General features: G+C 67.0%; 22 protein-coding genes and 1 CRISPR repeat array. Of the genes, 13 read left to right on the top strand and 9 right to left on the bottom strand.

Annotation, left to right across the window (positions count from 1 at the left end):
- Positions 1-42: 42 nt before the first annotated feature.
- Positions 43-786, top strand: a complete 744-nt coding sequence (locus HNP73_RS23935; protein WP_184151266.1) for an IclR family transcriptional regulator domain-containing protein — start codon at positions 43-45, stop codon at positions 784-786.
- 124 nt (positions 787-910) lie between these two features.
- A complete protein-coding gene (locus HNP73_RS14855) occupies positions 911-1471 on the top strand; it encodes a hydrolase (RefSeq protein ID WP_343063329.1) in 561 nt (186 codons plus the stop codon).
- Between the two features lie 315 nt (positions 1472-1786).
- A CRISPR array of direct repeats spans positions 1787-2669; the repeat unit is 29 nt; unit sequence CGGTTCATCCCCGCGCGTGCGGGGAACAG.
- A 483-nt stretch (positions 2670-3152) separates the two neighbouring features.
- On the opposite strand, the gene HNP73_RS14850 is transcribed toward HNP73_RS14855, so the two are convergent.
- Positions 3153-4865, bottom strand: coding sequence for an arylsulfatase (locus HNP73_RS14850; protein WP_246399845.1), 1713 nt, complete (start codon positions 4863-4865; stop codon positions 3153-3155).
- Positions 4866-5640: 775 nt separating this feature from the next.
- Between HNP73_RS14850 and HNP73_RS14845 the strand changes: the two genes are divergently transcribed.
- Entirely contained in the window at positions 5641-6570 is a 930-nt protein-coding gene (locus tag HNP73_RS14845) for a sugar ABC transporter substrate-binding protein (protein ID WP_184151262.1), read from the top strand.
- Between the two features lie 127 nt (positions 6571-6697).
- On the opposite strand, the gene HNP73_RS14840 is transcribed toward HNP73_RS14845, so the two are convergent.
- Positions 6698-7459: an SDR family NAD(P)-dependent oxidoreductase gene (locus tag HNP73_RS14840; protein ID WP_184151260.1), complete on the bottom strand. Its 762-nt coding sequence runs from the start codon at positions 7457-7459 to the stop codon at positions 6698-6700.
- 280 nt (positions 7460-7739) lie between these two features.
- Here HNP73_RS14840 and HNP73_RS14835 point away from each other — a divergent pair, with 280 nt between their 5' ends.
- From HNP73_RS14835 to HNP73_RS14795, 9 genes are all read left to right on the top strand, one after another.
- Positions 7740-9218, top strand: coding sequence for an aldehyde dehydrogenase family protein (locus HNP73_RS14835; RefSeq protein WP_184151258.1), 1479 nt, complete (start codon positions 7740-7742; stop codon positions 9216-9218).
- 1 nt (position 9219) lies between these two features.
- Positions 9220-10740, top strand: a complete 1521-nt coding sequence (gene xylB, locus HNP73_RS14830) for a xylulokinase (protein ID WP_184151256.1) — start codon at positions 9220-9222, stop codon at positions 10738-10740.
- 11 nt (positions 10741-10751) lie between these two features.
- Positions 10752-11417, top strand: a complete 666-nt coding sequence (locus HNP73_RS14825; protein WP_184151254.1) for an HAD-IA family hydrolase — start codon at positions 10752-10754, stop codon at positions 11415-11417.
- The gene (locus HNP73_RS14820) at positions 11417-12271 is read left to right on the top strand and encodes a MurR/RpiR family transcriptional regulator (RefSeq protein ID WP_184151252.1); all 855 of its coding nucleotides are present in this window, start codon (positions 11417-11419) and stop codon (positions 12269-12271) included. The genes HNP73_RS14825 and HNP73_RS14820 overlap by 1 nt, the downstream gene beginning before the upstream one ends.
- A gap of 41 nt (positions 12272-12312) precedes the next feature.
- A complete protein-coding gene (gene rpiA / locus HNP73_RS14815; protein WP_184151250.1) occupies positions 12313-13023 on the top strand; it encodes a ribose 5-phosphate isomerase A in 711 nt (236 codons plus the stop codon).
- A gap of 179 nt (positions 13024-13202) precedes the next feature.
- Positions 13203-14297 carry a sugar ABC transporter substrate-binding protein gene (locus HNP73_RS14810; protein WP_184151248.1) on the top strand — a complete coding sequence of 365 codons (1095 nt, stop codon included), beginning with the start codon at positions 13203-13205 and terminating at the stop codon, positions 14295-14297.
- A gap of 36 nt (positions 14298-14333) precedes the next feature.
- Positions 14334-15854 carry a sugar ABC transporter ATP-binding protein gene (locus tag HNP73_RS14805; protein ID WP_184151246.1) on the top strand — a complete coding sequence of 507 codons (1521 nt, stop codon included), beginning with the start codon at positions 14334-14336 and terminating at the stop codon, positions 15852-15854.
- A gap of 15 nt (positions 15855-15869) precedes the next feature.
- Positions 15870-16868 (top strand): ABC transporter permease, encoded by a 999-nt coding sequence (locus tag HNP73_RS14800; protein WP_184151244.1) that lies wholly within the window; start codon positions 15870-15872, stop codon positions 16866-16868.
- Positions 16869-16882: 14 nt separating this feature from the next.
- Complete coding sequence (locus HNP73_RS14795) at positions 16883-18313, top strand: FAD-binding oxidoreductase (protein ID WP_184151243.1); 1431 nt, start codon at positions 16883-16885, stop codon at positions 18311-18313.
- 75 nt (positions 18314-18388) lie between these two features.
- Here HNP73_RS14795 and HNP73_RS14790 read toward each other — a convergent pair whose 3' ends face one another.
- The 7 genes from HNP73_RS14790 to HNP73_RS14760 form a co-directional block, all read right to left on the bottom strand.
- Complete coding sequence (locus tag HNP73_RS14790) at positions 18389-18772, bottom strand: DoxX family protein (protein WP_184151241.1); 384 nt, start codon at positions 18770-18772, stop codon at positions 18389-18391.
- A gap of 75 nt (positions 18773-18847) precedes the next feature.
- Positions 18848-20425: an MFS transporter gene (locus HNP73_RS14785; RefSeq protein WP_184151239.1), complete on the bottom strand. Its 1578-nt coding sequence runs from the start codon at positions 20423-20425 to the stop codon at positions 18848-18850.
- Entirely contained in the window at positions 20422-20829 is a 408-nt protein-coding gene (locus HNP73_RS14780) for a DoxX family protein (RefSeq protein ID WP_184151236.1), read from the bottom strand. Before HNP73_RS14780 ends, HNP73_RS14785 begins: the two co-directional genes overlap by 4 nt.
- A gap of 1 nt (position 20830) precedes the next feature.
- Positions 20831-22693: an amidohydrolase gene (locus HNP73_RS14775; RefSeq protein ID WP_221288692.1), complete on the bottom strand. Its 1863-nt coding sequence runs from the start codon at positions 22691-22693 to the stop codon at positions 20831-20833.
- A gap of 99 nt (positions 22694-22792) precedes the next feature.
- The gene (locus HNP73_RS14770; RefSeq protein WP_184151230.1) at positions 22793-23491 is read right to left on the bottom strand and encodes a YoaK family protein; all 699 of its coding nucleotides are present in this window, start codon (positions 23489-23491) and stop codon (positions 22793-22795) included.
- Positions 23492-23575: 84 nt separating this feature from the next.
- The gene (locus HNP73_RS14765; protein WP_184151227.1) at positions 23576-24271 is read right to left on the bottom strand and encodes a hydrolase; all 696 of its coding nucleotides are present in this window, start codon (positions 24269-24271) and stop codon (positions 23576-23578) included.
- A 252-nt stretch (positions 24272-24523) separates the two neighbouring features.
- Positions 24524-25456, bottom strand: coding sequence for a VOC family protein (locus HNP73_RS14760; RefSeq protein ID WP_184151224.1), 933 nt, complete (start codon positions 25454-25456; stop codon positions 24524-24526).
- Between the two features lie 118 nt (positions 25457-25574).
- Between HNP73_RS14760 and HNP73_RS14755 the strand changes: the two genes are divergently transcribed.
- Complete coding sequence (locus HNP73_RS14755; RefSeq protein ID WP_184151221.1) at positions 25575-26474, top strand: LysR family transcriptional regulator; 900 nt, start codon at positions 25575-25577, stop codon at positions 26472-26474.
- Positions 26475-26537: the final 63 nt, after the last annotated feature.

Raw genomic sequence — 26537 nt, 5'->3', positions numbered from 1 at the left:
GCCCGGCTCAGGTGCTGACGCGCTCTGTGATTCACCGTCGAAGTGGCGGGAACGGTACTTGATGTCCTGATCCGCTCAGACGGCCCAATGAAACTGGCCGCGATCGCGGCAGAACTCGGGTTCCCGTCCGCGAAGGTCCACAGGTATCTGGTGAGCCTGATCAGGACCGGCCTTGTGCAACAGAACAAGGAATCATCGAAATACGATCTGGGACATGTCGCATTCCAGCTTGGATTGAAGAGCTTCGCTCGATTCGAACCGCTGCAGCTCGCCGAATCGATCCTGACGGAGCTGGTCGAGCAGGTCGGCGAAACCTCCGCCCTCGCGATGTGGACCGACAAGGGGCCGACCATGATCCGGGTCATGGAGGCCCGACACGACTTCGCCACGACGATCGCCCCGACCCACCACTGCCCGCTGACGTTCTCCGCGACCGGCCTCGTCTTCAGCAGCTTCGAGGAGCCTGCACGCACCGAGGGACCGATCGAGCGCGAGCTGGAACAGAACCGCGCCACGGGACGCGTCAACACCCCGAAGGAGCGCGCGGCACTGGCGGAACTGATCCGCGAGACGAGAGGTCTCGGCTTTGCGTGTGTCAGGGACGGCGGCGGCGATGGCTTCGGAGCCGTCAGCGCCCCGGTCTTCGACGCGACCGGACGGCTCTTCATGGCTCTGACAGTGTTTGGTCGGACGAGCCGCGTGGACAGCGGCCCAGACAGCGCGCTGGCACGAATCGTGACTTCTTCGGCGAGGCGGCTCTCCGAGGCTTTCGGCTATCACGCCTGAACACCGAGGACGCCGCTCGCGTGCGGAGCGATCGCGCCAGCGTCGCGACCGGCGGTCGGGGAAAAAAGTTGAACGGTTCTCTGGATACCCATAGCCTGGGAGTGCCGACTAGCGGGGGGAGCGCGTGAATTCCAGTCCGTCGAGAAATACAATAGATCCTGATACTTCGCGACTTGTTCTCGTCGATGTGCAGGAACGTCTCGCACCGGCGATGAGCGAACCCGCGTCGCTGATCCGGAATTGCACGATTCTGCTGACCGCGGCCCGCGAGCTTGGCATTCCGGTCACGATCTCCGAGCAATATCCCCGGGGACTGGGACCAACCCTCCCGGAACTCGCCGGCCTGACGGAAAGCCACCCTCTGCCGAAGCTCGATTTCTCCTGCCTCCGCAATCAGGCGCTGCGCGACGAACTCGGGAGCCGGCCGGATGACGCGTTGATCATTGCCGGGATCGAGGCCCATGTCTGCGTTCTCCAGACGGCGCTGGAGGCCGTCGGGTCGGGTCATGCCGTGTACGTGGTCGCCGACGCCGTCGACTCGCGGCGGGAAGAGAACAGGGACCGCGCCCTTCGACGCGCCGAGAGGGCGGGCTGCGTCATCGTCACGACCGAGATGGTCGTCTTCGAGTGGCTCGGGTCCGCGGACGCCGCAGCCTTCAGGAGCCTGAGCAAGCTCGTGCGGTGATGCCCGCGCCCCTATGACGCCACGCCGCCTCCCTCAGCGGAGCCCGCCGACGGCTCATCCCCGCGCGTGCGGGGAACAGGGACGGCGCCGGTCGTGCGTGGAGCACCATTGTGGCGCTGGACTACCGGGGCGCGGCGAAAAAGTGGGTGGTTACTCACCATCGCCGCCGGAAGGGAGATGCCCGGCGGTCGCAGTCAGTCGACGGGCCGACCTCCAGCGCGCCACCGCGGGTTCCTGGCGCGACCGGGCGCCCCATAGATAGCACCGGCGGGGCAGCGGGCCAAGAGGGCGCCGGGCTTTCGATTGACGGGCCGCCGGTTCATCCCCGCGCGTGCGGGGAACAGGGATTCGTGAACTGTTGTGACCAAAACTGTCACGGTTCATCCCCGCGCGTGCGGGGAACAGTCGGAGTGGCGCAACACTTACGGCGGCAAAGACGGTTCATCCCCGCGCGTGCGGGGAACAGCACTCCCATTCCCAATCGGGATCGGCGGGGAGCGGTTCATCCCCGCGCGTGCGGGGAACAGGACGAGCCTCCCGGCTACGATGCCGTGCAGCGCGGTTCATCCCCGCGCGTGCGGGGAACAGTGCTTCTCGCCGTAGACCTTCTGGTTGCGCACCGGTTCATCCCCGCGCGTGCGGGGAACAGGCTGAGGGCGTCCCGGCCTACACCTACTTCTCCGGTTCATCCCCGCGCGTGCGGGGAACAGTAATTTGCCATAAGATAATTATGAAAATCACCCGGTTCATCCCCGCGCGTGCGGGGAACAGAACTCCGGGATCATGTGCTCGGCGTGCGCGAGCGGTTCATCCCCGCGCGTGCGGGGAACAGTGCCTTGCCTCGCTTTCGAGCGATGTACACCGCGGTTCATCCCCGCGCGTGCGGGGAACAGTCATGGCCTGCCTGACGGGCGCTCAGGCCGAGCGGTTCATCCCCGCGCGTGCGGGGAACAGTGCGGCGAGGTGGCTCGCAGGCGTTCGATCAGCGGTTCATCCCCGCGCGTGCGGGGAACAGAGCCGCTCGTCCAGCCCGGCCTCTCGGGCGTACGGTTCATCCCCGCGCGTGCGGGGAACAGCAAGCCGGAACGGAAGTTGCGCCGCCGCGCGGCGGTTCATCCCCGCGCGTGCGGGGAACAGAGAGCTGGTCGAAGAAGCGGCTCAGTCCGATGCGGTTCATCCCCGCGCGTGCGGGGAACAGTCTGGCTGGAAGGTATTGAATCCCTGTGGTTTCGGTCGCGTTGAAGAACCTACCGACTTTGGAGCGGTTCCTGATCGCGGGTCAATCCTTCGCGATGCTCGCAATGAGGACCACCGCCCGGAGGACGCTCGTCCCGGTGGCATCGTGGCAGACGAAGCGCGCGGCTGGCCCTGCGGACATTCGAAAGGCTCAGCAAGGCCGACATCCGCGACAGACGCGCGGGCGGGCACCGCTTTCTGCCACGTCAGCGGGACAGGCGGGGCGAGCGTCGTCTTCAGCCCGCCTGCATCGACGATGCCCCGGGGCCGGGAGCGGGCAGCGCGAGTACCGGGAGGCACCCCGACGGTCGCGAGGACGAGCGCCCGAACAGGAGAGCTCCGGCCCCGTGTTCGCGGCATCTCTCGCCGCGGGCAGAGGGGCCGGGGACGGCAGGAATGGACGCCGACGCCTCGCCTCGGCTGCGTCCATTCCGGACGACGCGGCCTATGGGTTCGCGAGGTGGGGCGGCCGGAACAGGTATTCGGTTCCGTTGGCGTAGACCATTTGCGGCGCCAGACCGGGATTCCAGTAGATCCCGTATTTCTCCTGACAATCCGCCCATGCCGACTTGAGTTCGGTGATCTTGTCCGGGTTCCCGGCGGAGACGTCGGACAGCTCGGTGGGATCGGACGCGAGATCGTAGAGTTCGAAATCGCCCGTTCCCCACGGCTGGTTGGTGTGGACGAGCTTCCAGCCGTCCTTCCAGACAGCAACCCGACCGAAGAGCTCCAGGCACACAGGCTCGGCTTGCGGCCGCGCGGCCTGCTGCCGGCCTTCGAGCCAGGGAAGGATCGAATGGCCGGTCAGCGGCGCCAGCGCAACGTCCCCGCGCCTCTCGGGCCATTGGGCGCCGGCGATCTCGATGAGGGTCGGGGCGATGTCCGTGACGTGGATGAAGTCATCCGCCTGTCGACCACCCTGCCATCCCGCGTAGGTGATGAACGCCGGAGCCCTGGTGCCGCCCTCGTAGGGATGCCCCTTGAACATCCGGAACGGCGTCTGGCTCACCTGTGCCCAGCTCGGGCCGTAGCCGGCGTACGACCCCTTCTTCCCGAGGTTGTCGAAAGAGTTGTCGAAGTTCTGAGCGATCCAGTCCCGATTGCGGCCGCCCATGATGTTTTCGGGGAGCTCACCCTCGGCACCGTTGTCCGAGAAGAAGATGAAGATCGTGTCGTCGAGCTCTCCGATCGCCTCGAGGTGCTCCACGAGGCGGCCGACATTCTCGTCGATCTTGTGGACCATTGCCGCGTAGATCTCCATCTTCCGCGCCTCGGTCTTCTTCTGGTCGGCGTCAAGCTCGTCCCAGTGCGGCCAGAGGTCCGGCACCGGATTGGGCGCGACGCCGGGCACCAGGAGGCCGAGGTCCCGCATGCGCTCCGTGCGCGCCTGCCGGATCGCCTCATAGCCTCCGTCGTATTTCCCGGTGTACTGGCGGATCGTCTCCTCCGGCGCCTGCAGAGGCCAGTGCGGCGCCGTGTAGGCGAGATAGCCGAAGAACGGCGCCCCATCCTGAACCGAGTCGATCTGCTCGATCATCGCCGTGGTGAAGTAGTCAGTGGTGTAGAAATCTTCCGGCAACGTGATAGCCACGTCATCGCGCGTGTAGCTCGCCTTCGCAGCCTTCTCGATCATCCCGGTGTCGTCGAAGTGATGCGCGGCCGCGTTCAGCAGCGCGACGGAATGCTCGAACCCGCGTGCCTTCGGACGCTGACCCTCCTGCATGCCGAGGTGCCATTTGCCCGACATCAGCGTGTGATAGCCGTTGTTGCGGAGAACCTCGGGCAACGTCGCAACACGATCGGTGAGAAAACCCTCATAGCCGGGACGGCCCCGCTGCTCTTCCAACACCTCCTCGGCCATGTTGCCGAGGCCGGCAACATGGTTGTCAGTGCCTGACATCAGCATCGACCTGGTGGGAGAACAGGTCGGTGCCACGTGATAGTTGGTGAGCTGCAGCCCGCCTTGCACGAGACGGTCGAGGTTCGGCGTGTCAATTTCGCCGCCGAACGCGCCCAGGTCGGAAAATCCCAGATCATCGACGACAATCACGAGCATGTTCGGGCGCGCGTCCTGAGCGTAACTTGCGCCGGCAAGCATGGCTAAAGAGGCACTCAGGCCGGCGGTCAGTCCGGCAATTGTCACCAATGCTGATGTCATCATGTTCCCCCGTATTTTTTGCAATATTTTTACTTGCAACAGAACTCTTCGACGCACCGGAGCCAATGCGCGCGGCGCGATTCACCTGTCGATCGAATTGCATTCAACATCGCGCGCGCTCGAAATGCACGCACCATCTTATCTGTCAGCCTTGAGTTCTACAGTCGCGAAGGTATCCCGTGTTCCAGTCCGTCCGGATTGCCCCACGGGACGTCGTTCTTCTTCGGTCTCAGGCGTCAATCTGAACACTGCGCGCCAGAACAAGATGCTGGATTTCTCACTTTTGGTCATCACCCGGACCCGTGCGCAGGGCGCCCCCCGGCAATCCGGCACAAAGCCGAGCCCTCCCGGATTCGGATCAGACATCCGCGATCCTCGCAACGGACATTGCACAACACGGTTGACTTGCAATGTTGCGAATGAGATATCTTCGCAATAACCATTGCATTCAATGGCCGGAGGCTCACCTCGGGGGGAAATCAATGCCGTGCCATCCGCGACCCGGACCATATGCGAGGGATTGGTGCGACCGAGGTCGTCGCGTCGCCGCGGGCCCCTCTCTTCCGATTCCTCAGCGATGAATCACCGTGTGTTGCGGCATCCGGGCAGCTGGCGCCGCCCCGATTGAATGCCCCGGCGGGCTCACCGAATGCCGGCTGTCGGTAACGAAGCAGAGCAGCGTCGTCCGCTTCCGGGCGGCAGCCGCGGGCGGATCCCTTCGCCGGGATCACGCCACAGTTGGCGGGATACGAAACACCAACGTGGAGGAAGACAATTGAGGACCTTTCTGACCGGCGCCGTTCTCGCGGCGCTTCTGGGAACGGCCGCCCACGCCGAGACCTTCGGCGTCAGCATGGCGCTGTTCGATGACAACTGGCAGACGGTGCTCCGGAACAACATGCTCGACCACGCTGCGAGCCTGCCGGACGTGACCCTGCAGATCGAGGATGCCGGCGGCGACATCTCGCGCCAGCAGAGTCAGATCGAGAACTTCATCGCCTCCGGGGTCGACGGGATGATTGTCCTGCTGGTCGACTCGGATTCCGGCGGCGCCATGTCGGCGACCGCCAACGCTGCGGGCGTTCCGCTGATCTTCGTCAACCTGATGCCGCCGAACGGCGACAGCCTGCCCGACAAGCAGGCCTGGGTCGGCTCGGACGAGGTTCTTGCGGGCACGCTTCAGGCGACCGAGATCTGCAAGGAACTCGGCGGCAAGGGCGACGCGGTGATGCTGCTCGGCCAGCTTGGCACCTCGGGCCAGCGCGGCCGGACCGAAGGCGTGCACAATGTGCTTGCGACGCCGGAATGCTCCGGCATCAAGCTCGTCGACGAGCAGACAGCGAACTACATGCGCACGCCGGGCCTCGATCTCATGTCGAACTGGCTGACGAGCGGCATTCAGCCGAAGGCGGTCTTCGCCAACAACGACGAGATGGCGCTCGGGGCGATCCGGGCGCTGAAGGCCGCTGGCGTGCCGATGGATCAGGTGATCGTCGGCGGGGTCGATGCGACCAAGGACGCCCTCGCGGCGATGAAGGCCGGCGATCTCGACGTCACCGTCTTCCAGAACGCCAAGGGCCAGGGCGTCGCCGCGATCGACACCATGCTCGAGATCACCAAGGGTGAGCCCTACGAGAAGAAGACCGTCGTTCCGTTCGAACTGGTCACGCCGGCCAACCTCGCGGACTACGAAGCGCTGAACTGAACCACGGCGGGGGCCGAGTTGATCCGGCCCCCGCACCCGCCAGGCCCCTGTTCACCGGGCCCCCTGATCACCGGGTCTCTCCCGAGGCAGACCCGCGCCACGCTCCGCCGGTGGCTGCGTGACGGCCTCAGATGCTGGTGTAGCCGGCATCCGCCGAGACGATCGAGCCGGTCATCAGGCTGGATGCGTCCGAGGCAAGGAATTGCACGATCGACGCGATCTCGTAGGGCTTGCCCATGCGACCCGCCGGGGTGAGGTCGAGCCAGCGCTCGATCAGGCCACCCGCGCCTTCGACGCCGTCGAGGAGCGGGGTTTCAACGTAGGTCGGGGCAACCGCGTTCACCCGGACCCCGCGCTTCGCCCACTCCACCGCCAGCGAGCGCGTAAGATGGTGAACGCCAGCCTTCGAGGCGTTGTAGTGACACTGCGGTTGCGGCACGTTGACGATATCGGCCGACATCGAGCCGATGTTGACGATGCTTCCCCGACCGGCTTCGAGCATGCGGCGACCAAAGCCGCGGCAGCAGCGGAAGACCCCCGTGAGGTTCACCGAGATCACCCGGTCCCACTCGTCATCACTCATCTCTTCGGCGAGGACGTTGCTGACGACCCCGGCGTTGCAGACGAGAATGTCGAGGGGCGGCAGGCGTTCGGCCAGAGCATCGATTGCCGCCGTGTCGGTGACATCGAGCGTCGCGGCCCGTGTGACGTAGCTCCGGGAAGCCAGAGCAGCGGCCGTCGCCTCGGCCAGATCACCACGCCGATCGGTGCAGATCACTTCGGCTCCGGTGGCGGCGAGCGCCTCGGCAACGGCCGCGCCGATCCCCTGCCCGGCGCCCGTGACGAGAGCGAGCCGTCCTGTCAGGTCCAGCCGCGCGCGATAGTCCATGATACCCCCCGGTCTTCCTGTTAGTAGCTAAACTACATCAGAACCACCTGCCCGATCAAGAGCGCAGCGTCGCCCGCGCCAAATGTGCCTCACGACTTTGAGCCGCGACATATTACTGATATTACTGTTATAATCTCTATCGGAAATGGGGGAAACAACCCCCTTCCGCCAGCTCGCTGAAGGCGCCCTGGAGAAATATTGCAGCGACGGCTTGCGGTGATGTAGTTATGCTATATCATGCGCGGCGACTCGCTGCCCGGAAGTGCGAGAGGGGGAACGGATGGACGACGCAGCGGTTGCGCCGAATAAATTGCTCGACGGCGTGCATTTCATCGCCGGTAGTTTTCGCGACGGGGCGGGCGAGCGCCTGCCTGTCCAGGACCCCGCAACCGGCGAGGTGATCGGCCACATCGCGGCGGCGACGCTGGAGGAAGTCGACGCCGCCGTTGCCGCGGCACGCGCGGCCTTCCGCCCGTGGGCCGCCCTGCCCCCGAAGGCCCGCGCAGCGGCTCTGCACCGGCTTGGCGATCGGATCGCATCCGACGCACTCGCCATGGCGCGGCTGATGACGCGGGAACAGGGCAAGCCGGTCAACGAGGCGAAAGGTGAAATCCTGAAACTCGCCGAGGCCTGCCACTTCTACGCGGAAGAGGCGACGCGGGTTCACGGCGAGATCATCCCGAACGACCAGCCTGGCTTCCAGAGCCTCGTCGTCCGCGAGCCGGTGGGCGTCGTCGGCGCGATCACGCCGTGGAACTATCCGGCCGAGCTCGTGGGATGGAAGCTCTGCGCCAGCCTCGCGGCCGGCTGCACCATCATCATCAAGCCCGCCGAACTCACCCCCTTCACCGCCCTCGCGATCGCCGCCAAGGCGGCGGAGGCCGGCATCCCCTCCGGGGTGGTGAACGTCGTCACCGGCAAGGGCTCGGTGGTCGGTCAGGCGCTGGTCGATCATCCCGACGTCGACAAGATCGCCTTCACCGGCTCGAGCGCCGTTGGCCTGCACATCCAGCAGACCTGCCCGCGCATCAAGCGGCTGTCGCTGGAACTGGGTGGCAACTGCCCGATGATCGTCACCGCCAGCGCCGACATTGCCGCCGCGGTCAAGGGCGCCGTCCGGCGGGGCTTCCGCAACTGCGGCCAGATCTGCATCGCGATCAACCGCATCTACGTTGCCCGCCCGGTCTACGACGCCTTCGTGGAACAGCTTGGCGCTGGCGCCGACGCGCTGAGCGTTGCGAACGGCCTTGTGCAGCCCGACGCGGATCTGGGCGCCATGGCCTCGGGCGAGCCGCTTGCCAAGACCGAGGCACATCTCGCCGACGCGCTCGGCAAGGGCGCCCGGCTGGTGGCGGGGGGAGCGGCACCCGAGGGGGCGGAGTACGCCGACGGCCACTTCTTCCGCCCGACCGTCGTCGCCGACTGCACCCACGCCATGCAGGTGATGACCGAGGAAACCTTCGGCCCGCTCGTCGGCGTCGCGCCCTTCGACGATCTCGACGAGGCGATCCGGCTCGCCAACGACACGCCTTACGGCCTCGCGTCCTACGTCTACGCGCGTGACCTCGTGGAGGTGCAGACCCTCTCGGCCGGTCTCGACTACGGCAACGTCGCCATCAACAACGTCGACGCCGGGATCATGAACGCGCCTTACGGCGGGCGGAAGCAGAGCGGCGTCGGCTACGAGCACGGGCGCGAGGGGCTGCTCGAATACTTCAACTTCAAGCATGTGCGCCTTCACCACGGCGTCGGTGCCTGACATGACCGCGGCGCTCCTCGGGATCGATATCGGCACGTCCGGGTGCAAGGCACTGCTCCTCGCCACCGACGGCAAGGTGATCGCGACCGACACGGCGAGCTATCCGCTCTCCCGCCCCCGACCGGGCTGGACCGAGCAGGACCCCGCGCTCTGGATCGAGGGGGTCCGGGCTTCCGTCGCCGGCGCACTGGCGAAGGCCGGAGCGGTGGAGGTGCTCGCCATCGGCCTCTCCGGGCAGATGCACGGCCTGACGCCGCTCGACGCCAGCCACCGCGTGCTGCGCCCGGCGATCCTGTGGAACGACCAGCGCAACGGGCCTGAGTGCGCGGCGATGACAGAGGCGGCGGGCGGACTGCCGGCGCTGCTCGCTGCCACGAACAACCGGATGCTGCCCGGCTACACCGGCGGCAAGATCGTCTGGATGCAGCGCCACGAGCCCGACCTCTTCGGGCGGATGACGCTGATGCTGAACCCGAAGGACTATCTTCGGCTCGTCCTGACCGGCGAGGTCGCGACCGAGGTGAGCGACGCCTCGGGCACCGGGCTCTTCGACACCCGCGCCCGCGTCTGGGCGACCGGGCTCGCGGAGCGGCTGGGGATCGACCCGGGCCTCCTGCCGCCCGTCTTCGAGTCGCCGGAGGTGACGGGCCGCCTGTCGACCGACGGCGCCGCCCTCCTCGGGCTGCCGGCCGGCATTCCCGTGGTCGGCGGCGGCGGTGACAGCGTCATCCAGACGATCGGCTCCGGTGTGATCGCGCCCGGCGAACTCCAGACCACGATCGGCACCGCCGGCATCCTCGCCGCGGCCCTCGACGCGCCGCAGGACAACCCCGATGGGCGCTTGCAGGTCTTCTGCAACGTGGTCCCCGGCAAGTGGCACTGCATGGGCGTCTCGCTCAACGCCGGTGGCGCGTTCTCCTGGCTGCGCGACACGGTGCTGTCCGCTGCCGGCGGCGCGCCCGTTCCGTTCGCCACGCTGGTCGACGAGGCGGCGGAGTCCGTACCCGGCGCCCGGGGCCTCCTGTTCCTGCCGTACCTCTACGGCGAGCGCTGCCCGCACCCCGACCCGGGCGCGCGCGGTGCCTTCGTCGGATTGACCGCGCGCCACCGCCGCGGTGACATCGTCCGCTCGGTCATGGAGGGCGTCGTCCATGCCTTTGGCGACATGCACGCACTGATGGCGACGATGGGCATCGACGGCCGCGTCATCAAGGCCTCGGGCGGCGGCGCCCGCTCGCCGCTCTGGCGCCAGATGCAGGCGGATCTCTTCGGCTGCGAGGTCGTCACGACCGAAGGCGCGGCCGAGGGTGCGGCCTTCGGCGCGGCGCTCGTGGCCGGCATCGGCCTCGGAGTCTGGCCCGACGGCGACGCAGCGGCCGCCTGCTGCCGCCCGCTTACCCGCGAGACGCCCGACGCAGCGGCCGGCGCGATCTATCGGCGCGCCCATGCGATCTACCGCACGCTCTATCCATCGCTCGCCCCCGCCATCGCCGAGCTTGGCGATCCCGCCTTCGACAGCTGACAGGAACACCGGTGCCCCAGCTTTCCGCTTTCGTCTTCGATCTCGACGGCACGCTGATCGACAGCGCCCCGGACATTGCCGCGGCCCTCAACGTCGGCTTCGCCCGGCACGGATGGCCGGAAGTCGGGGCGGACGAGGTGGGCCGCTTCATGGGCGGCGGTCCGATGCGGCTCATCCTCGATCTCCTTGCCGAGCGCGGCATCGCCGGATCGGCCGAAGAGGTCGCACGCGCCCACGCGCTCTACCGCGAGGCCTACGCGGCCAGCCCGGCGGAGCGCACGCGCATCTACCCGAACGTCCGCGAGGATCTCGCCGCGCTGCGTCGCTCCGGCGCACGGCTCGGCGTCTGCACCAACAAGCTCCAGTCGCTCGCGGACCTGGTCATTCGCTCGCTCGGGCTCGACTCGAGCATCGAGATCGCGGTCGGCGCCGACGCGGTTCCCGCCTGCAAGCCCGATCCGGGCCACCTGCTGGCGGTCGCGGAGCGCATGGGCCTCGCGGAAGGCACCTGGGGCTATGTCGGCGACACCGACATCGACCGCGCGACGGCCGAGGCAGCCGGCGTTCCCTTCTTTCTCGTGCCGTGGGGCGCGAGTGCGGAGGTGAACGTCGCACCCGAGCGGCGGCTGACGCGGCTCGGCGACCTTCTGGCATACCGCGGCGTGGAGGCCGGATGATGGATGGCGCGAGAGACGCGACCAGCATCCTGCAAAAGGTGCTGGCCACCATGCCGGAGATGGGCGCCGCCGAGCGCCGCGTCGCCGACTTCGTGCGGACCTCGCCGTCGGACGTGATCCGCATGAGCATGGCCCGGCTGGCGGAGGAGTGCTCGGTCAGCGATCCGACGATCATCCGGTTCTGCCGGCGGCTCGGCTTCGAGGGTTATCAGGAGTTCAAGCTTCAGCTTGCCCAGAGCCTCGTCCCCTCGGCACCCTTCGCCTATGAGCAGATCATTCCGGGCGACAGCATCGACAACGTCGTCCGCAAGACCTGCCGCAACTCGCTGAACGCCGTGCAGCGCCTGCTCGAGGATCTCGATCCGCGGCAGGTGGAGGAAGGCGCGGCGCTTCTGCGCAATGCGACGTGGACCGGGATCTACGCCACCGGCATCTCGGAGGTGACGGCGGTCGACGCGGAGCACAAGTTCCAGCGGCTCGGCCTGCGCTGCCAGGCGCTGCTCGGACCGAAGCGCCAGTGGATGCATGCCGAGAGCGCCCGCCCGGGCGAAGTCTCGCTGATCTTCTCCCAGTCCGGCCACACCAAGCAGATGGTCGAGGTCGCCGTCGCCACCCGCTCGCGCGGCGCCCGCGTGGTCTCGGTCGCCGCCGGTGACAGCCCGCTGGCGCGGGTCTCGGACGTCGTCGTCGCCGTCCTGCCCTACGACCGCACCGAGCTGATGACCCCGCTCGCGTCGCGCTTCAACCACCACCTCGTCATCAACATGCTGGTGACCGCGATCGCCATGGCCTCGGGGAGCGAATTCCCCGACCAGCTGCCGGCGCTCGACTCCTGGCAGACCGACAAGATCTGAGCCCGGCTCCGGCCCGGGATGCACCGAAAAGGAGGCTTTGAATGAACTCGCAGGACGAGGCCAAGAAGGTTGCCGCACGCCGCGTGATCGCGGATTTCGTCCGTGACGGCATGACGCTCGGACTCGGTTCGGGCACGACGTCGCACTTCTTCGTGCGCGAGCTCGGACAGCATGTGGCGAACGGCATGCGCCTGACCTGCACCGCGACCTCGCGCTCGACCATCGACGTGGCGCGCGAGGTCGGCATCGAGATCACCGACCCGAACGACATGGGCGAGATCGACCTGACGATCGACGGTCCCGACGAGATCGACCGGGCGATGAACATGATCAAGGGCGGCGGCGCGTGCCTGCTCTGGGAGAAGATCATCGCCCACGCCTCGAAGCGGATGATCTGCATCTGCGACGAGACCAAGATCGTCGACCGGCTCGGGGCCTTTCCGCTGCCCGTCGAGGTCGTCCAGTTCGGCTGGAAGCAGACCGAGCGGCTGGTGGCGCGGACCCTCGCCGAGGCCGGCATCCCGGACGCCGCCATCACCCGGCGGCTGCGGGACGGCCAGCCGGTGGTCACCGACAGCGGCAACTTCATCCTCGACTGCGCGTGCGGGGTGGTGCCGGACGCGGCGCTGCTCGAGACCGAGCTCAACCGCATTCCGGGCGTCGTCGAGAACGGCCTCTTCACCCGCGAGGCGGCGGGAATGGTGGTGGGATGCTTCAACGGTTCCTCCTACGTCGCCATGCGGCAGGCGTAGTTAAACAACACTATCCCGCCAGCGCGTCATCCACGGGATATATGCGCACACCATCCTGAAATATCTTAGATAAACTCCTGAATCGCGCGCAGCCGGCAAGATGCGCCGCGCCGCGACTCAGTTGACGCTCGTTCCTATCATCTAGTATAACTACGCAAACCAGCCAGGGAGGCAACTCAATGAACAGCAAGGTGAAAATGGACCGCCGCAGCGTGCTGGCAGGCGGCGCGGCCCTCGGCATCGGGGCGCTGGCCACGGGGATGTCGGGGCGCATGGCGATGGCGGCCGACCGGCTCTTCATTCCCTATTCCAACAAGAGCCTCGACTACTATTTCTTCGTCATCCAGGAAGAGGCGGTGAAGCGGGCGGTCGAAGCCGCCAGTGGCGAGTTCGCGGCAACGAACGCCAACTTCGACAATACCCGCCAGCTCGAGCAGTGGCAGAGCCAGCTCCTTAAGCAGCCCTCCGCCATCGTCTCCGATCCGATCGACAGCCAGGCGATCGTCAGCGCGATCAAGCGCTACAACCAGAAGAACATCCCCGTCGCGATCATCGACACCCCGGCCGACGGCGGTGACGTGGCGATCACCGTCAGCTTCGACAACCGCGAAGGCGGCGTGATGGCGGCGAAGGAGATCATCAAGCGGCTGGAAGCCAGATACGGCAGCCCGAAGGGAACCGTCCTCAACTGCTACGGCGCGCTGGCCTCGTCGGCCTGGCGGGCCCGCAAGGAGGGCATGGACGCCACCTTCGCCCAGTACCCGGACATCAACTACCTCGCCCGCCCGACCGAGGGCCAGCTCGACCAGATGCTCGCTGTCACCCTCTCGACGCTCTCGGAGTACCCCGACCTCGACGCGGTCCACGCGCCCTCGGACTCCCCGTCCCGCGGCATCGCCACGGCGCTCCAGCAGAAGGACCGCTGGAAGAAGGTCGGCGAGGAAGGCCACGTCATCTTCATCAACATCGACGGCGAGCCGGTGGCGGTGAACTGGATCAACGAAGGCTACATGGACGCCTGCGTCTCGCAGGACCCGATCGCCTACGGCGAGATCGCGGTCGAGATGCTGACGACCCATGCCCTGAAGGGCAATGCGGTGCCGCTCGGCGTCTATGAGAACAAGAAGTACTTCTGGGAGAAGGGCGAGATCGTGCAGGGCACGACCGGCCCGACCCTCGTCATCCCGCCGTTCGTCATCGACGGCGACAACGCCAAGGACGAGCGTCACTGGGGCTACATCTCCGAAAAGGTCTGGAACATCCCCTACGCCTGAGTTTTCGCCCGGGGCCCAGATCAGGAGGCTAGCCGCATGCCCGAGCCAATTCCGCACGCCCAGCCGGCGCCCAGGGGCACCGGAGACGTCATCCTCCGCGTCGAGAACGTCACGCGCATCTACGGAGCGGTGACAGCGCTCCGCGACGTGACCGTGGAGATCCGCCGTGGCGACATCCACGGCCTGCTCGGGGAAAACGGCGCCGGCAAGTCGACGCTTGTCGGCATCATCTCCGGCCAGCGCTCGCCAAGCTCTGGCCGGATCGTCATGGACGGGCGCGAGCTCGACCATGTCGACGTGCGCTCCATGGAGGAGGCAGGCGTCTTCCTCGTCACCCAGGAGCCAATGATCATCGACAGCATGACCGCGGCGGAAAACCTCCTCCTCGGCATCTGGCCGAACCGCGGCGGCTTCGTGAACTGGAAGACCCTGCACGCGCAGGCGAGGCGCATGGTCGAGGGCACGGGCATCGACCCGATGGCCCTCGCCGGCAAGCTCGACGCCGTCACCCGCCGCAAGCTCAACATCCTGCGCGCCATGTTCTCTGGCGGCCGGGTCATCATCCTCGATGAGCCGACCGCGGCGCTGACCGTCGCCGACCGCCGGCAGCTCTTCGACTTCATGCGCCGCCTCAAGGCGGAGGGCGTGACCTTCATCTTCATCTCGCACTACAATGACGAGATCCTCGAAATCTGCGACGCGGTCTCCGTGCTGCGCGACGGCCGCCTCGCCGGCGGCTCCGACGACGTGGGAAGCCTCACCTCCGAGCGGCTGACCGAGCTCGTGCTCGGCCGCGGGCTCGCGCTCTTCCAGCGGGAGCGTCGCGACCACACCGGGGTGGCCCCGGCCGTCTCGCTCCGCAACGTGCGCGCGAGGGACGTCGACATCGCCGCCCTCGACATCGCCCCCGGCGAGGTTGTCGGCTTCACCGGACTGCCCGGCGCCGGCGCCAAGGAACTCGCCAAGGCGGTCTTCGGCCTCAACCACGGCTCCGGCTCGCTGTCGCTCGGCGGCGTCGCGCAATCGCTTCCCGCTAGCCCGGCCGAGGCCATTGCCGCCGGCATCGCCTACCTCTCCGACGACCGGCGCCGCGAAGGCTCGGTCGGGCAGATGTCGATCGGCGCCAACATCTCGCTCTCCTCCCTCGGAGATCGCAGCCGCGCCGGCTTCATCGACCGCGCCGCCGAGAGCGGCGTCGTCCAGCACTACTTCAAGGCCATGGGCATCAAGGCCCCGACCCCCGACTACGCGGTCGACACCCTGTCCGGCGGCAACCAGCAGAAGGTCTGCCTCGGGCGGGTGCTCGCGACGAAGCCGCGTCTCCTTATCGTCGACGAACCGACGCGCGGCATCGACATCGGGGTCAAGCAGGATGTCCTCGCCATCATTGACGCCCTCAGCCGCGAGGGCGTCGCAGTCATCATCGTCTCGACCGACACGGACGAGCTGGTGCGCGCCGTCGATCGCGTGTGCATCTTCGAGCACGGCCGCGTCCGCGAGACGCTCTTCGGCAACGAGATCACCGTCGAGCGCGTGCGCGCCACGGTCCAGGCCTGACAGGAGACGAGGCGAATGAACGAAGGTACCCTCACCGCCGCGACTCCCGCAGCGCCCGCCAAAACCGGCCCGAGCCCGTTGCTCGGCTGGCTGCTGCACAACGTCGTCTGGATCTGGCTCGTCGCGCTCGTGATCTTCTTCGGCGCGTTTAACGAGTATTTCCTCACGCTCTTCAATCTTCAGAACGTGCTGGTCCAGGCCACCGTCCTCGGGATGCTCGCCCTTGCCATCTCGCTGCCGCTCCTCGTCGCCGAGATCGACCTCTCGATCCCGGCGAGCGCCGGGTTCTCGGCCGCGATCGGTGTCCTTGCCTATTCGTCGCTCGGGCTGCCGTGGCTGCCGGCGATGCTCTGCGGCGTCGGCGCCGCGACCGCCATCGGCTTCTTCAACGGCCTCTGCATCACCCGTCTCCGCATGGTCTCGCTCATCGAGACGCTGGCGATGATGATCATCCTGCAAGGCGCGCTTCTCGCGATCACCCAGGGCAAGACCCTGACGACGATGGCCGACGGCTATACGTGGATCGGCCAGGCGGCGTTCTTCGGCGGCTGGCCGGTCATGCCGCTCGTCTTCCTCGCCGCGCTGATCGCCATGGGCGTGATGCTCCGCCGGACCGTGCTCGGCCGCAGCATCTACGCCGTCGGCGGCAATCCTGTCGCGTCCAACTCCGCCGGTATCCGCGTCGATCGCATCAAGATCGCGGCCTTCACGATCTCGGGGTTCCTCGCCGGAGTCGCCGGGTATCTGCTCGCCTCGTGGCAGATGGCCGTGACCTCGAACCAGGGGTCGAGCTACCTGCTCTACGCCATCGCCGCGCCGATCATCGGCGGGGTCTCCGTCTTCGGTGGCCGCGGCAACGCCGTCGGCGTTCTCGGCGGCGTCCTGCTCCTCACCGTGATCCAGGTCGGCCTTGCGATCATCTCGGTCCCGTCGTTCTACGTCGGCATGATCGGGGGCGTGATGATCTTCATCGCCGTCGCCATCGACGCCTTCCGCGTCCGCTACTTCGGCTGAAAGACCCCTCCCCGATGCTGCATGACACCCAGACGGCGGAGGGTGCGCGAAACGCCTGCCTCTCCGCCCTCGCGTCCCGCTTCTCCGCCTCTGCCCTGCTGGCGGGAGAGGAGATCCCGGAGCGCAACCTTCAGGACTCGAGCTTTCTTCCCCCGGTCCGTCCGCTCGCCGTGGTGCGGCCGGACACCGCCGAGGGCGTCGCCGACGCCATGCGGATCTGTGCGGAACACGGCGTTCCGGTCGTGCCGCAGGGCGGGCTCACCGGCCTCGCGGGCGGTGCGCGGCCGATCGAGGGCGCGGTCGTCGTCTCGCTCGAACGGTTCACCGGCATCGAGGAGATCGACCCGGACTCGGCGACCATCACCGTCCGCGCCGGGACGCCACTCGAAACCGTGCAGCGCGCCGCCGACGAGGCGGGCTTCCTGATCGCCCTCGATCTCGGGGCGCGCGGCTCCTGCCAGATCGGCGGCAACCTCGCGACCAACGCCGGCGGCAACCGCGTCATCCGCTACGGCATGGCGAAAGAGATGGTGCTCGGCCTCGAATACGTCCTCCCCGATGGCACGCTGGTCACCGGGCTCAACAAGATGCTGAAGAACAACGCGGGGTTCGATCTGAAGCAGCTGTTCCTCGGCTCCGAGGGCACGCTCGGGATCATCACCCGCGCGGTGTTGCGGCTCTATCCCAAACCCGGCTGCACCCATGCGGCGATCTGCGGCCTCGCGAGCTACGCCGACGTCACCGAACTCCTCTCCCGGGCGCGCCGCGGCCTCGGGCCGATGCTCTCGGCCTTCGAGGTGATGTGGCCGGACTACTGGGAAGCGGCGACGGTTCGCGTCAGGGGCGTGCGCGCGCCGATCAACGGGCCGCATGGCTTCTACGTGCTGGTGGAGATGCAGGGGCTCGACGCGGAGATCGACGGCGCGCGCTTCGAGCGCTGGATCGAGACGGCGTTCGAGGATGGCGTGATCGAGGACGCGGCCGTCGCCCAGAGCACCGCCGACATCACCGCCTTCTGGCGGACCCGCGACGCGGCCGGCGAGTTCGTCACCTTCCTCGGGGCGCACGCGGCCTTCGACATCGGCTTGCCGGTGCCGGTCATGGACATCTTCGCCGCCGCCTGCCGGGAGAAGCTCGCAACCGCCCTGCCCGACGTGCTGTCGCTCTTCTACGGCCACATCGCCGACGGAAACATGCATGTGGTCGCGCTGATCCCCGGTGCGGCGTCGCAACCGATGTCGGAAATCGACGCCATCGTCTACGATCAGGTCCGCGCCTTTGGCGGAACGGTCTCCGCCGAGCACGGCATCGGCCTCAAGAAGCGCAAGTACCTCCGCTACACCCGCACCGAGGCCGAGATGTCGCTCATGGCACGCCTGAAGCGTGCCCTCGACCCCGCGAACCTGCTCAACCCGGGCAAGGTGCTGGAAGCGGAGCCAGAGTAGAAATGGTCTGCGCCCACGGAGCCGGGAAGCTCCGTGGGCGCGCCTGCCTGCGATTGCTGGCCGTTACCTGCGGACTTACTTGCGGCGATCCATCTCGTCGACGCTGACCGGTCCCGCGCCCGCGACTGAAAGGTAGAGGAAGATGAAGGAGAACAGGATCGCGGCCACGCCGCCATTCTGTGCCGGGAAGAAGTTCTGCGGCGCGTGGGCCAGGAAATAGGCGAACGCCATGACGCCGGAGAGGACGAAGGCGGCGATCCGGGTCTTGAGGCCGATCAGGACCAGGAAGCCCAGGACCAGTTCGAAGACGCCGGCGATCCACGGCAGCGAGCCCACGGGCGGGCCTTGGACCGCCGGAAAGCCGACGATCTTCTGAAGACCGTAGCTGAAGATGACCAATGCGGTCACGATCCTCAGCGCGCTCAGGGCCAGCGGCCGGTAGTTTTCAACAGGTTGCATTTTCGGTTACCTCGTTTACTCGGTTTCTCAGAGATTTGGATTGGTCGTTGTTGATTTGGCCGCAGGCGGCCGCAGTCAGCGAGGCCGCAGCAGGTGGCGGACCACCGGCGGCTGTTCGTCCAGATGGAACTCGTGCAGTTCGGCTTGCCGAAGCTTGTCGGTTCCGGTCGTGCGCTGGTGCTGGCGCTGATGTTCGAGCCAGCTTTCGACGATGAAGGCCTCGACCACCCTGCCCGGCTCGGCCACGTCCTCCCACACGTCCCAGCGCAGCGCGCCGTCGCGCAGGCGCGTCAGGCTGAACTTGCGCAGCAGGGCCACGAACTCGGCCTCCCGGTCCGGGTCGACGCGATACTCGATCTCGATCAGCACCGGCCCGCGATCGTCCACGTCCGGCAGGGCGACGACTGGCTCGGCCCAGTGGTTCGAGGGCGCGAGATCGGCCGGCTGTTTCGGCAGCCGCCAGAAGGCCGCGAGCCCGAGCGCGACGAGCTGTCCGACCGCGGCCGACACCAGCGCCACCTCGATCGACGTGCGGGAGGCGAGCGTGCCCCAGATCATGCTGCCGAGCGCCATCGAGCCCTGAAACACCAGCAGATAGATCGCCAGCGCCCGCGCCTTGACCCAACCCGCCGAAGCCATCTGAGCCGCGACGTTCAGCGAGGTCATCATGCCGATCCAGGCAAGGCCCGCGACGAACATCACCGCACCGCCGACCCAGGGATTGGGGACCAGCGCCAGCGTCAGCGTGACGCCCGCGAACAGCGCCGTCGCCACGATGGAAATCAGGTTCGACGAGACTTTCGCCCGCACCCGCTTCAGGAGAATCGCGCCGACGACAGCGCCGATGCCCATCGCGCCGAGCAGTGCCCCGTAGCCCGCCGCATGCAGACCGAGGGTGTTCCGCGCGATCAGCGGCAGCATCGCCCACATGGCACTGCCGAAGACGAAGAAGCCGGCGGCGCGGATCAGGACCACATGCATGGCGGGCGAGTGGCGGGCATAGCGCAGGCCGGCCTTCATCGCCCCCCAGAAATGTTCCGGCGGCAGGGTGCTCTCGGCCGGCTTGCGATCCCAGCGCCAGACCACGAAGATCACCGCCAGAACCGAGACCGCGTTCAGCGCGAAGACCGCCGGGATCCCGGCCACGGCAACGATGATCCCGCCGAGCGCCGGGCCGATGGCGCGGGAGATGTTGATTCCGAGGCTGTTGAGCGCGATCGCGTCGGGCAGCGCCTGCTTGTCGATCAGTTCCGGCACGATCGCCTGAAAGATCGGCGCACTCAGCGCGGCCGAGACGCCGAGCCCGAAGGTCGCGACCAGCAGCACCCAGGGCGTCGTCAGCTCGAAGAACGTGAGCAGCGACAGCGTGCCCGCCACGACGACGGCCAGCAACTGCGCGACGAGGAGCATCCTGCGCCGGTCGACGATGTCGGCCATCGCGCCCGCCGGCAACGACAGCAGGAACATCGGCAGCGTCGTCGCCGCCTGCACCAGTGCCACCATCAGCGGGCTTGGCGACAGCGACGTCATCAGCCAGCCCGAGCCGACGTCATTCATCCACGTCCCGATGTTCGAGACGATCGTGGCGATCCAAAGGGCGCGAAAGACCGGATAGGCCAGCGGACCCTTCGAGGTTTCGGCTGACGTACTCATGTCCCGGCACTCCACAATATGGCAATGACGATGAGCCCCCCGATCAGGCCGACATTCGTCATGAATATATTCCGCGCGGAGAGGCGGGCGGCCGCGTCGGCGAGCCGCCAGAACCGGTGCGCGATCAGGGTGGCAGTGGCGGTGAAGACCGCGAGCGCCCCTGCCCCGAGCCACGCCATGGCGCCCGATATCACCAGTGCCGAGCCGCCGACCTGTACGAGCACCGTCGCCGCGACGACGAGCCACTCCGGCCGAAGCCCGAGTTGGCGCGCTTCCTCGCGCGCCCCACGCAGATCGGCGAGCTTCGCGATGCCGCTAAGCCAGAACGGACACGTCAGCAGGATGGCCCCGACGCGCGCCAGCCAGCGCGCGTCGAGAAGGTCGGCGATCAGCACCGGCGTCATGTCAGGCCATCCAGCACGAGCAGCCGAACGAACCCCAGAACGTCCCGGCATCACGAGCGGGGACGCTGGCGCCGAGCGCGGCGGCGTGGTTGTGCCCATGGACACCACAGCTCGAGCCGCAACCGCAGGCGGCGGCGAAGCGGGTGGCGTTGTCCGCGCTCTGGTAGTAGCCGCCGAACTGACGCACCGGCGACCAGTCGGGCATCGGCGCGGGCAGGTCAGGCGCCATCGGGCGATAGTCGCCATCCCCGTGCACCACCTTGCCGCCAAGCACGGTCAGCACCGCGCGGAGATGCGGGATCTGCGTCTCGGGCACCGAGAAGTAGTCGTCCGACAGAAGCGCCAGGTCCGCAAGCTGGCCCTCCCTGATCTGCCCCTTCTTGCCGATCTCGTTCGAGAACCAGGTGTTCGCCTCGGTCCAGAGGCGAAGCGCGGTCTCGCGGTCAAGGCGATTGGCGGTCGGGTAGAGCTTCAGCCCGCCCACGGTCGAGGACGTGACCAGCCACGAGAGCGACACCCACGGATTATAGCTCGCGACCCGCGTCGCGTCGGTGCCGGCACCGACCGGCAAGCCTGCCTCCATCATGCGCCGGATCGGCGGCGTACGCTCGGCCTGCTTCGCGCCATAGCGCTCGACGAAGTACTCTCCCTGATAGGCCATGCGGTGCTGAACCGCGATACCGCCGCCCAGCGCCGCGATACGGTCGATATTGCGATCGCTGATGGTCTCCGCGTGGTCGAAGAACCAGTTGATCCCGGTGAAGGGGATGTCCTTGTTCACCTTCTCGAAGACATCGAGCGCCCGGTCGATCGTCTGGTCATAGGTCGCGTGCAGACGCCAGGGCCAACGGTTCTCGGCCAGCAGGCGCACCACGGGCTCCAGATCACTTTCCATGTTCGGCGGCATGTCCGGGCGCTCGACCCGGAAGTCCTCGAAGTCGGCGGCGGAATAGACCAGCATCTCGCCCGCGCCATTGTGACGATAGGTGTCGTCGCCGGTGCCCGGCGAGATCATCTTGACCCAGTTCGAGAAGTCCTGAAGCTCTTCCTTGGGCTTCTGGGTAAAGAGATTGTAGTTGATGCGGACAGTCATCTCGCCGTCATCATGCAGCTTCTGGATGACCTCGTAGTCGTCGGGATAGTTCTGGAAGCCGCCGCCCGCGTCGATGACCGAGGTAACGCCGAGCCCGTTCAGCTCGCGCATGAAATGCCGCGTCGAGTTCAGGGCATAGTCCTGTTCCAGCTTCGGCCCCTTGGCGAGCGTCGCGTAGAGGATCGTGGCATTCGGCTGCGCCAGCAGCAGACCGGTCGGGTTGCCCTTCGCGTCGCGCTGGATCTCGCCGCCCGGAGGGTTCGGCGTGTCCTTCGTATACCCCACGACCCGCAGTGCGGCGGCGTTGAGCAGCGCCCGGTCGTAGAGATGCAGGATGAACACCGGCGTGTCCGGCGCGATGGCGTTGAGCTCGTCGAGCGTCGGAAGGCGCTTCTCGGCGAACTGATGCTCGGTGAAGCCGCCGACCACGCGCACCCACTGCGGCGCCGGGGTCTTGTCGACCTGCGCCTTCAGCATCCGCATCGCCTCCGCAAGGCTCGGCACGCCGTCCCAGCGCAGTTCCATGTTGTAGTTGAGCCCGCCCCGGATGATGTGGGTGTGGCTGTCGATCAGGCCGGGGATCATGCGGCGGCCGCCGGCATCGATGATGTCGGCCTCCGGCGCGGCCGCGCGAACCTCGGCTTCGGAACCGACGGCGAGGAACTTGCCGTCCCGGATCGCCACGGCTTCCGCGACCGGGTTCTGCCGGTCCAGGGTCGTGACATTGGCATTCACGATGATCAGGTCGTTCTGAGCGGTCTTCTGGGGCATCGAGGCCTCCTGAGCGCGTGTTCCGTTCGGCATGAGAAGTGAGGTGGCGGCACCGGCCAGTGCCTGTCGTCTCGACAGTCTCATCGGTTCTCTCCCGTTTCAGTGGGCGGTCTGGTCAAGGCCGGGGGGTCTTGGCAGGGTCTGGTGCATGATCAGGACCGCGAGCGCGACCAGCGGCGGGATGACATAGCTCCAGAGGCCCAGGGCGACGTAGCCGAGCGCCGCGAGGGCACAGCCCGCCGCGAAGACGACGACGGCGATCAGGAAGCGGTGCATCCGCGCCCTGACCACGGCAGGATCCTCGCTGGACTGCGGATAGAGCAGCTGAGCCAGATCCAGCATGATCTGCGTTGTCGTGCCGGTCATCAGGGTCGTCGGCGGTGCGTCCTTCAGGTGGACGCGGTGGATGCCGTTCTGGATCGCCATGGCGGCGACCAGCACCATGCCGGTCAGGATCAGCCCGGGGCTGTCCGGCACGTCGAACGGCCCGTGCCAGATCGCAAACGCGGCGGCCACCGCAAAGAGCGCCACCTTGACGAGCAGCATGGCGCGCAGCGCGCGATGATCGGAAGGGGCCAGCCGCAGCATGATGGAGCGGCTGATCAGGATGGTGATGCAGAACACGGGCAGCGCCAGAAGCTTGGCGTAGATCCCGGAACTCCCGTTGGCCAGCGCGTCCCCGATCATGACGAAGTTGCCGGTGACATGGGCGGTGAAGAGGTTCTGCAACGTCAGGAAGCCCATCGTATCGACGTAGCCGCCATTGAAGCTGAGGAGGGTCGGCACCGAGTTTTTCATCGTGTACGGCTTCCCATGGCTTTCGGTAATGCGTGAGGGCATCCCCGGGCAGGCCCGGGGATGCTGGCCGGGACGCTGACCGGATCAGGCGTTCTTCGCCGGGTTCGGATCCATCCGCTTGCCCTTGTGCAGGCTGCGCGAGGCGATCTTGTGAACCATGGTCGCGGCGTAATCGACACCCATGCCGTAGGCGCCCGCGTGCTCGGCGACGACGGCGATCGTGCCGTCATACGTGTCCTTGCGGGCCCAGTCGCGCTGCCACTCCAGCAGGACCTGCAGCCAGGTCACCGGCACGACGCCGGCCTGGACCATCCGTTCCATCGCCCACTGATGCGCCTCGACCGAGGTGCCGCCCGAGGCGTCGGCGACCATGTAGATCTCGTAGTCGGTGTCCTTCATCGCCGAGAGCGCGAAGGTCAGGTTGCAGACCTCGGTCCAGAGGCCGGCGACGACGATCTTCTTGCGGCCCTCGGCGGCGTTCTTCGCCAGCGAGTCGCGGACGTTCTGATCGTCCCACGAGTTCATGGACGTCCGCTCGAGGATCGGCGCTTCCGGCAGGACGTTCAGGATCTCCGGGAAGGTCTCACCGGAGAAGCTCGAAGTTTCGACGGTGGTGATCGTGGTGGGAATATCGAAGATCTTCGCGGCCTTCGCGAGGCCGACGACGTTGTTCTTCAGTGCCTGCCGGTCCATCGACTGCACGCCAAACGCCATCTGCGGCTGGTGGTCGATGATGATGAGCTGGCTGTTCTCGGGGGTGAGGACTTCGAGCTTCGACATGGGGATTGTCTTTCCGTTGGGGAGGGTTGAGGCATCCGCGTGGGCCGTCGGGGCGTTCGGCGAATCCCGGTTTTCGGAGGCAATCGGCGAAGTCTTCTCGTGCTGGCACGATAAGACGACGTTCATGTGACCCTGCGCGCCTGCATTCCGGCCGGACACACGGGGAAATCTCGGGCCATGCCGGCGCGTCCCGCCGGCATGGTCCCCGTGGCCGGTTCACCGGCCCACGGAGCGAGCGAGATCCACGCCGGCTCAGCCCGCGAGCGGCGTCAGGTTCTTCTCGATCTGACTGCGATAGGGTTCGTACTTCGTGGGCAGCTTCAGCGCCTCGCCGAGATGCGCGCTGTCCTCGTCCCGGTCGAAGCCGGGCTCGTTGGTGGCGACCTCGAACAGCACGCCGCCCGGCGTGCGGAAGTAGATCGCCCAGAAGTAGTCACGGTCGATGACCGGGGTCACCTGATAGCCGGTGTCCATCAGCGCCTTGCGCACTTCGAGCTGAGCGGCGCGATTCTCGACGGCGAAGGCGATGTGGTGGACCGACCCCGCACCCTGACGGGCAACCTGCGCATCGGGCAGCGCCTCGAGGTCGATGGTGTCGGCGCCGTTGCCGCCGGGCATGATCAGCCGCGTGGTGTTGCCACGCTTCTCGGCCTCCTCGTAGCCCATGTACTTCAGAAGCTCCGCCGTCGCCCCCGCATCGTGCAGCCGCAGGTTCGCGCCGGTGAAGCCGCGGATCGCCTCGTCCTCGCCGACCCCATTGCCGGTCCAGCCGTCGCGTGCGTCGCCGTCAGTCTCGATCAGCGCAAAGCCGTCGCCGTCCGGCCCGCGGAAGCGCAGGCGGTTCGCGCCGAAGCTCTGGTCAGCCTCGATGCCCGTCACGCCCTGTGCCGTGAGACGATCCTGCCAGAAGCCGAGCGATCCCTTCGGGACGGAGAACTGCGTCTCGGCCACCTCACCCACGCCCGGACGGCCCTGGATGATGTTCGGGAACGGGAAATAGGTCATCACCGTGCCCGGGGTGCCGATCTCGTCACCGTAGTAGAGGTGATAGACGCTCGGCTCATCGAAATTGACGGTCTGCTTCACACGACGCAGGCCCAGCGTGTCGGTGAAGAAGTGGTTGTTCTGGCGGGCATCGGCGGCCATCGACGTGACGTGATGCAGGCCTTTGATCTGATTAAGCATCTCATTCACCTTTCTTCGGGCGCATCGCCCAAATTTGCTGTGGTGAAGATAGGCCGATTGATCATTGCGGAGAATTGCCTTAAAAGTTGTGAGTGCGTTGCACGAGGCGCAATAATCCATGCATGAGCTGAAAGCCCTTCACACCTTCCTGCTTGCGGCAGAACGCAAGAGCTTTGCGCAGGTCGCCCGTGAGCTCGGCGTCACCCCGGCGTCCGTCACCCGCACCATCGCCGCGCTCGAAGAGGAACTCGGCGTTCAGCTGTTCGTCCGAACGACGCGGACCGTCTCCCTGACCAGCGACGGGGCCAGCTTCGCGGCGCGGATCGCCCCCGCGGTCCGCTCCCTTCAGGAAGCCCGCGCCGACATCCTGAACGCACATAGGGCAGATGAGGGGCTGTTGCGCATCAACGCCCCCATGTCGCTGGGCCAGAAGGTCCTGCCGCAGATCATCGGGTGGTTTCGCAAGCTCTACCCGAAGATCGACGTACAGATCGTGCTCACCGACCATTTTCTGGACGTGGTCGAGGAGGACTTCGACCTGGCGGTGCGCGTGTCCGGGCCGCCTTCGGACAAGTTCACGATCTGGCGCAAGATCTGCGTCGTTCGCCGGATCCTCGTGGCTGCGCCGGGCACACCCTGGGCACGAGTCACTCATCCGTCCGAGCTTCCCGCGGACGCCTGTCTCGCGTTCAGCGGCGACAGCCGCAGCGAGCAGTGGCAGCTCAGTGACGGCAAGTCGAGGTACACCGTCGATGCCGGACAGTGCATCAGCGCCAACAATGGCGAGGTGCTGGGACGTTTCGCGGCGGACGGATCGGGCGTGGCCCTGCTGCCGACCTTCATCGTGGCCGAACTGATTCGCCAGGGACGGCTGGTGCGGGTGCTGCCGCAGTGGCACCCGCCCGAATTGTGGCTGACGCTGTTCTACCCGCCCTACCACGCGCTGCCGCCCCGCATCGCGACGTTCTCGTCCTTCTTCGAGGCCCACATCGGCCGGCTGGTCACGGAACTGGAGTGAAGGCGGCCGCGGCGTCGGGCTGTCCGGCCGGCTCCGGGCAATCCCCGCCGGCCGGTTCGCGCC

Origin of the sequence: Amaricoccus macauensis, from assembly GCF_014201905.1 — a bacterium.
Lineage (GTDB): Bacteria > Pseudomonadota > Alphaproteobacteria > Rhodobacterales > Rhodobacteraceae > Amaricoccus > Amaricoccus macauensis.
The sequence above is the reverse complement of the archived record's forward strand: the minus strand, read 5'-3'. Positions and strand labels throughout refer to the sequence as shown.

Excerpts from the sequence above, each read along its gene's own strand:
- HNP73_RS14850 (WP_246399845.1), bottom strand. The coding sequence starts at position 4,865 with ATGACATCAGCATTGGTGACAATTGCCGGACTGACCGCCGGCCTGAGT.
- HNP73_RS14840 (WP_184151260.1), bottom strand. The coding sequence starts at position 7,459 with ATGGACTATCGCGCGCGGCTGGACCTGACAGGACGGCTCGCTCTCGTC.
- HNP73_RS14835 (WP_184151258.1), top strand. The coding sequence starts at position 7,740 with ATGGACGACGCAGCGGTTGCGCCGAATAAATTGCTCGACGGCGTGCAT.
- xylB (WP_184151256.1), top strand. The coding sequence starts at position 9,220 with ATGACCGCGGCGCTCCTCGGGATCGATATCGGCACGTCCGGGTGCAAG.
- HNP73_RS14820 (WP_184151252.1), top strand. The coding sequence starts at position 11,417 with ATGGATGGCGCGAGAGACGCGACCAGCATCCTGCAAAAGGTGCTGGCC.
- rpiA (WP_184151250.1), top strand. The coding sequence starts at position 12,313 with ATGAACTCGCAGGACGAGGCCAAGAAGGTTGCCGCACGCCGCGTGATC.
- HNP73_RS14810 (WP_184151248.1), top strand. The coding sequence starts at position 13,203 with ATGAACAGCAAGGTGAAAATGGACCGCCGCAGCGTGCTGGCAGGCGGC.
- HNP73_RS14805 (WP_184151246.1), top strand. The coding sequence starts at position 14,334 with ATGCCCGAGCCAATTCCGCACGCCCAGCCGGCGCCCAGGGGCACCGGA.
- HNP73_RS14800 (WP_184151244.1), top strand. The coding sequence starts at position 15,870 with ATGAACGAAGGTACCCTCACCGCCGCGACTCCCGCAGCGCCCGCCAAA.
- HNP73_RS14795 (WP_184151243.1), top strand. The coding sequence starts at position 16,883 with ATGCTGCATGACACCCAGACGGCGGAGGGTGCGCGAAACGCCTGCCTC.
- HNP73_RS14790 (WP_184151241.1), bottom strand. The coding sequence starts at position 18,772 with ATGCAACCTGTTGAAAACTACCGGCCGCTGGCCCTGAGCGCGCTGAGG.
- HNP73_RS14785 (WP_184151239.1), bottom strand. The coding sequence starts at position 20,425 with ATGAGTACGTCAGCCGAAACCTCGAAGGGTCCGCTGGCCTATCCGGTC.
- HNP73_RS14780 (WP_184151236.1), bottom strand. The coding sequence starts at position 20,829 with ATGACGCCGGTGCTGATCGCCGACCTTCTCGACGCGCGCTGGCTGGCG.
- HNP73_RS14775 (WP_221288692.1), bottom strand. The coding sequence starts at position 22,693 with ATGCCCCAGAAGACCGCTCAGAACGACCTGATCATCGTGAATGCCAAT.
- HNP73_RS14770 (WP_184151230.1), bottom strand. The coding sequence starts at position 23,491 with ATGAAAAACTCGGTGCCGACCCTCCTCAGCTTCAATGGCGGCTACGTC.
- HNP73_RS14765 (WP_184151227.1), bottom strand. The coding sequence starts at position 24,271 with ATGTCGAAGCTCGAAGTCCTCACCCCCGAGAACAGCCAGCTCATCATC.
- HNP73_RS14760 (WP_184151224.1), bottom strand. The coding sequence starts at position 25,456 with ATGCTTAATCAGATCAAAGGCCTGCATCACGTCACGTCGATGGCCGCC.
- HNP73_RS14755 (WP_184151221.1), top strand. The coding sequence starts at position 25,575 with ATGCATGAGCTGAAAGCCCTTCACACCTTCCTGCTTGCGGCAGAACGC.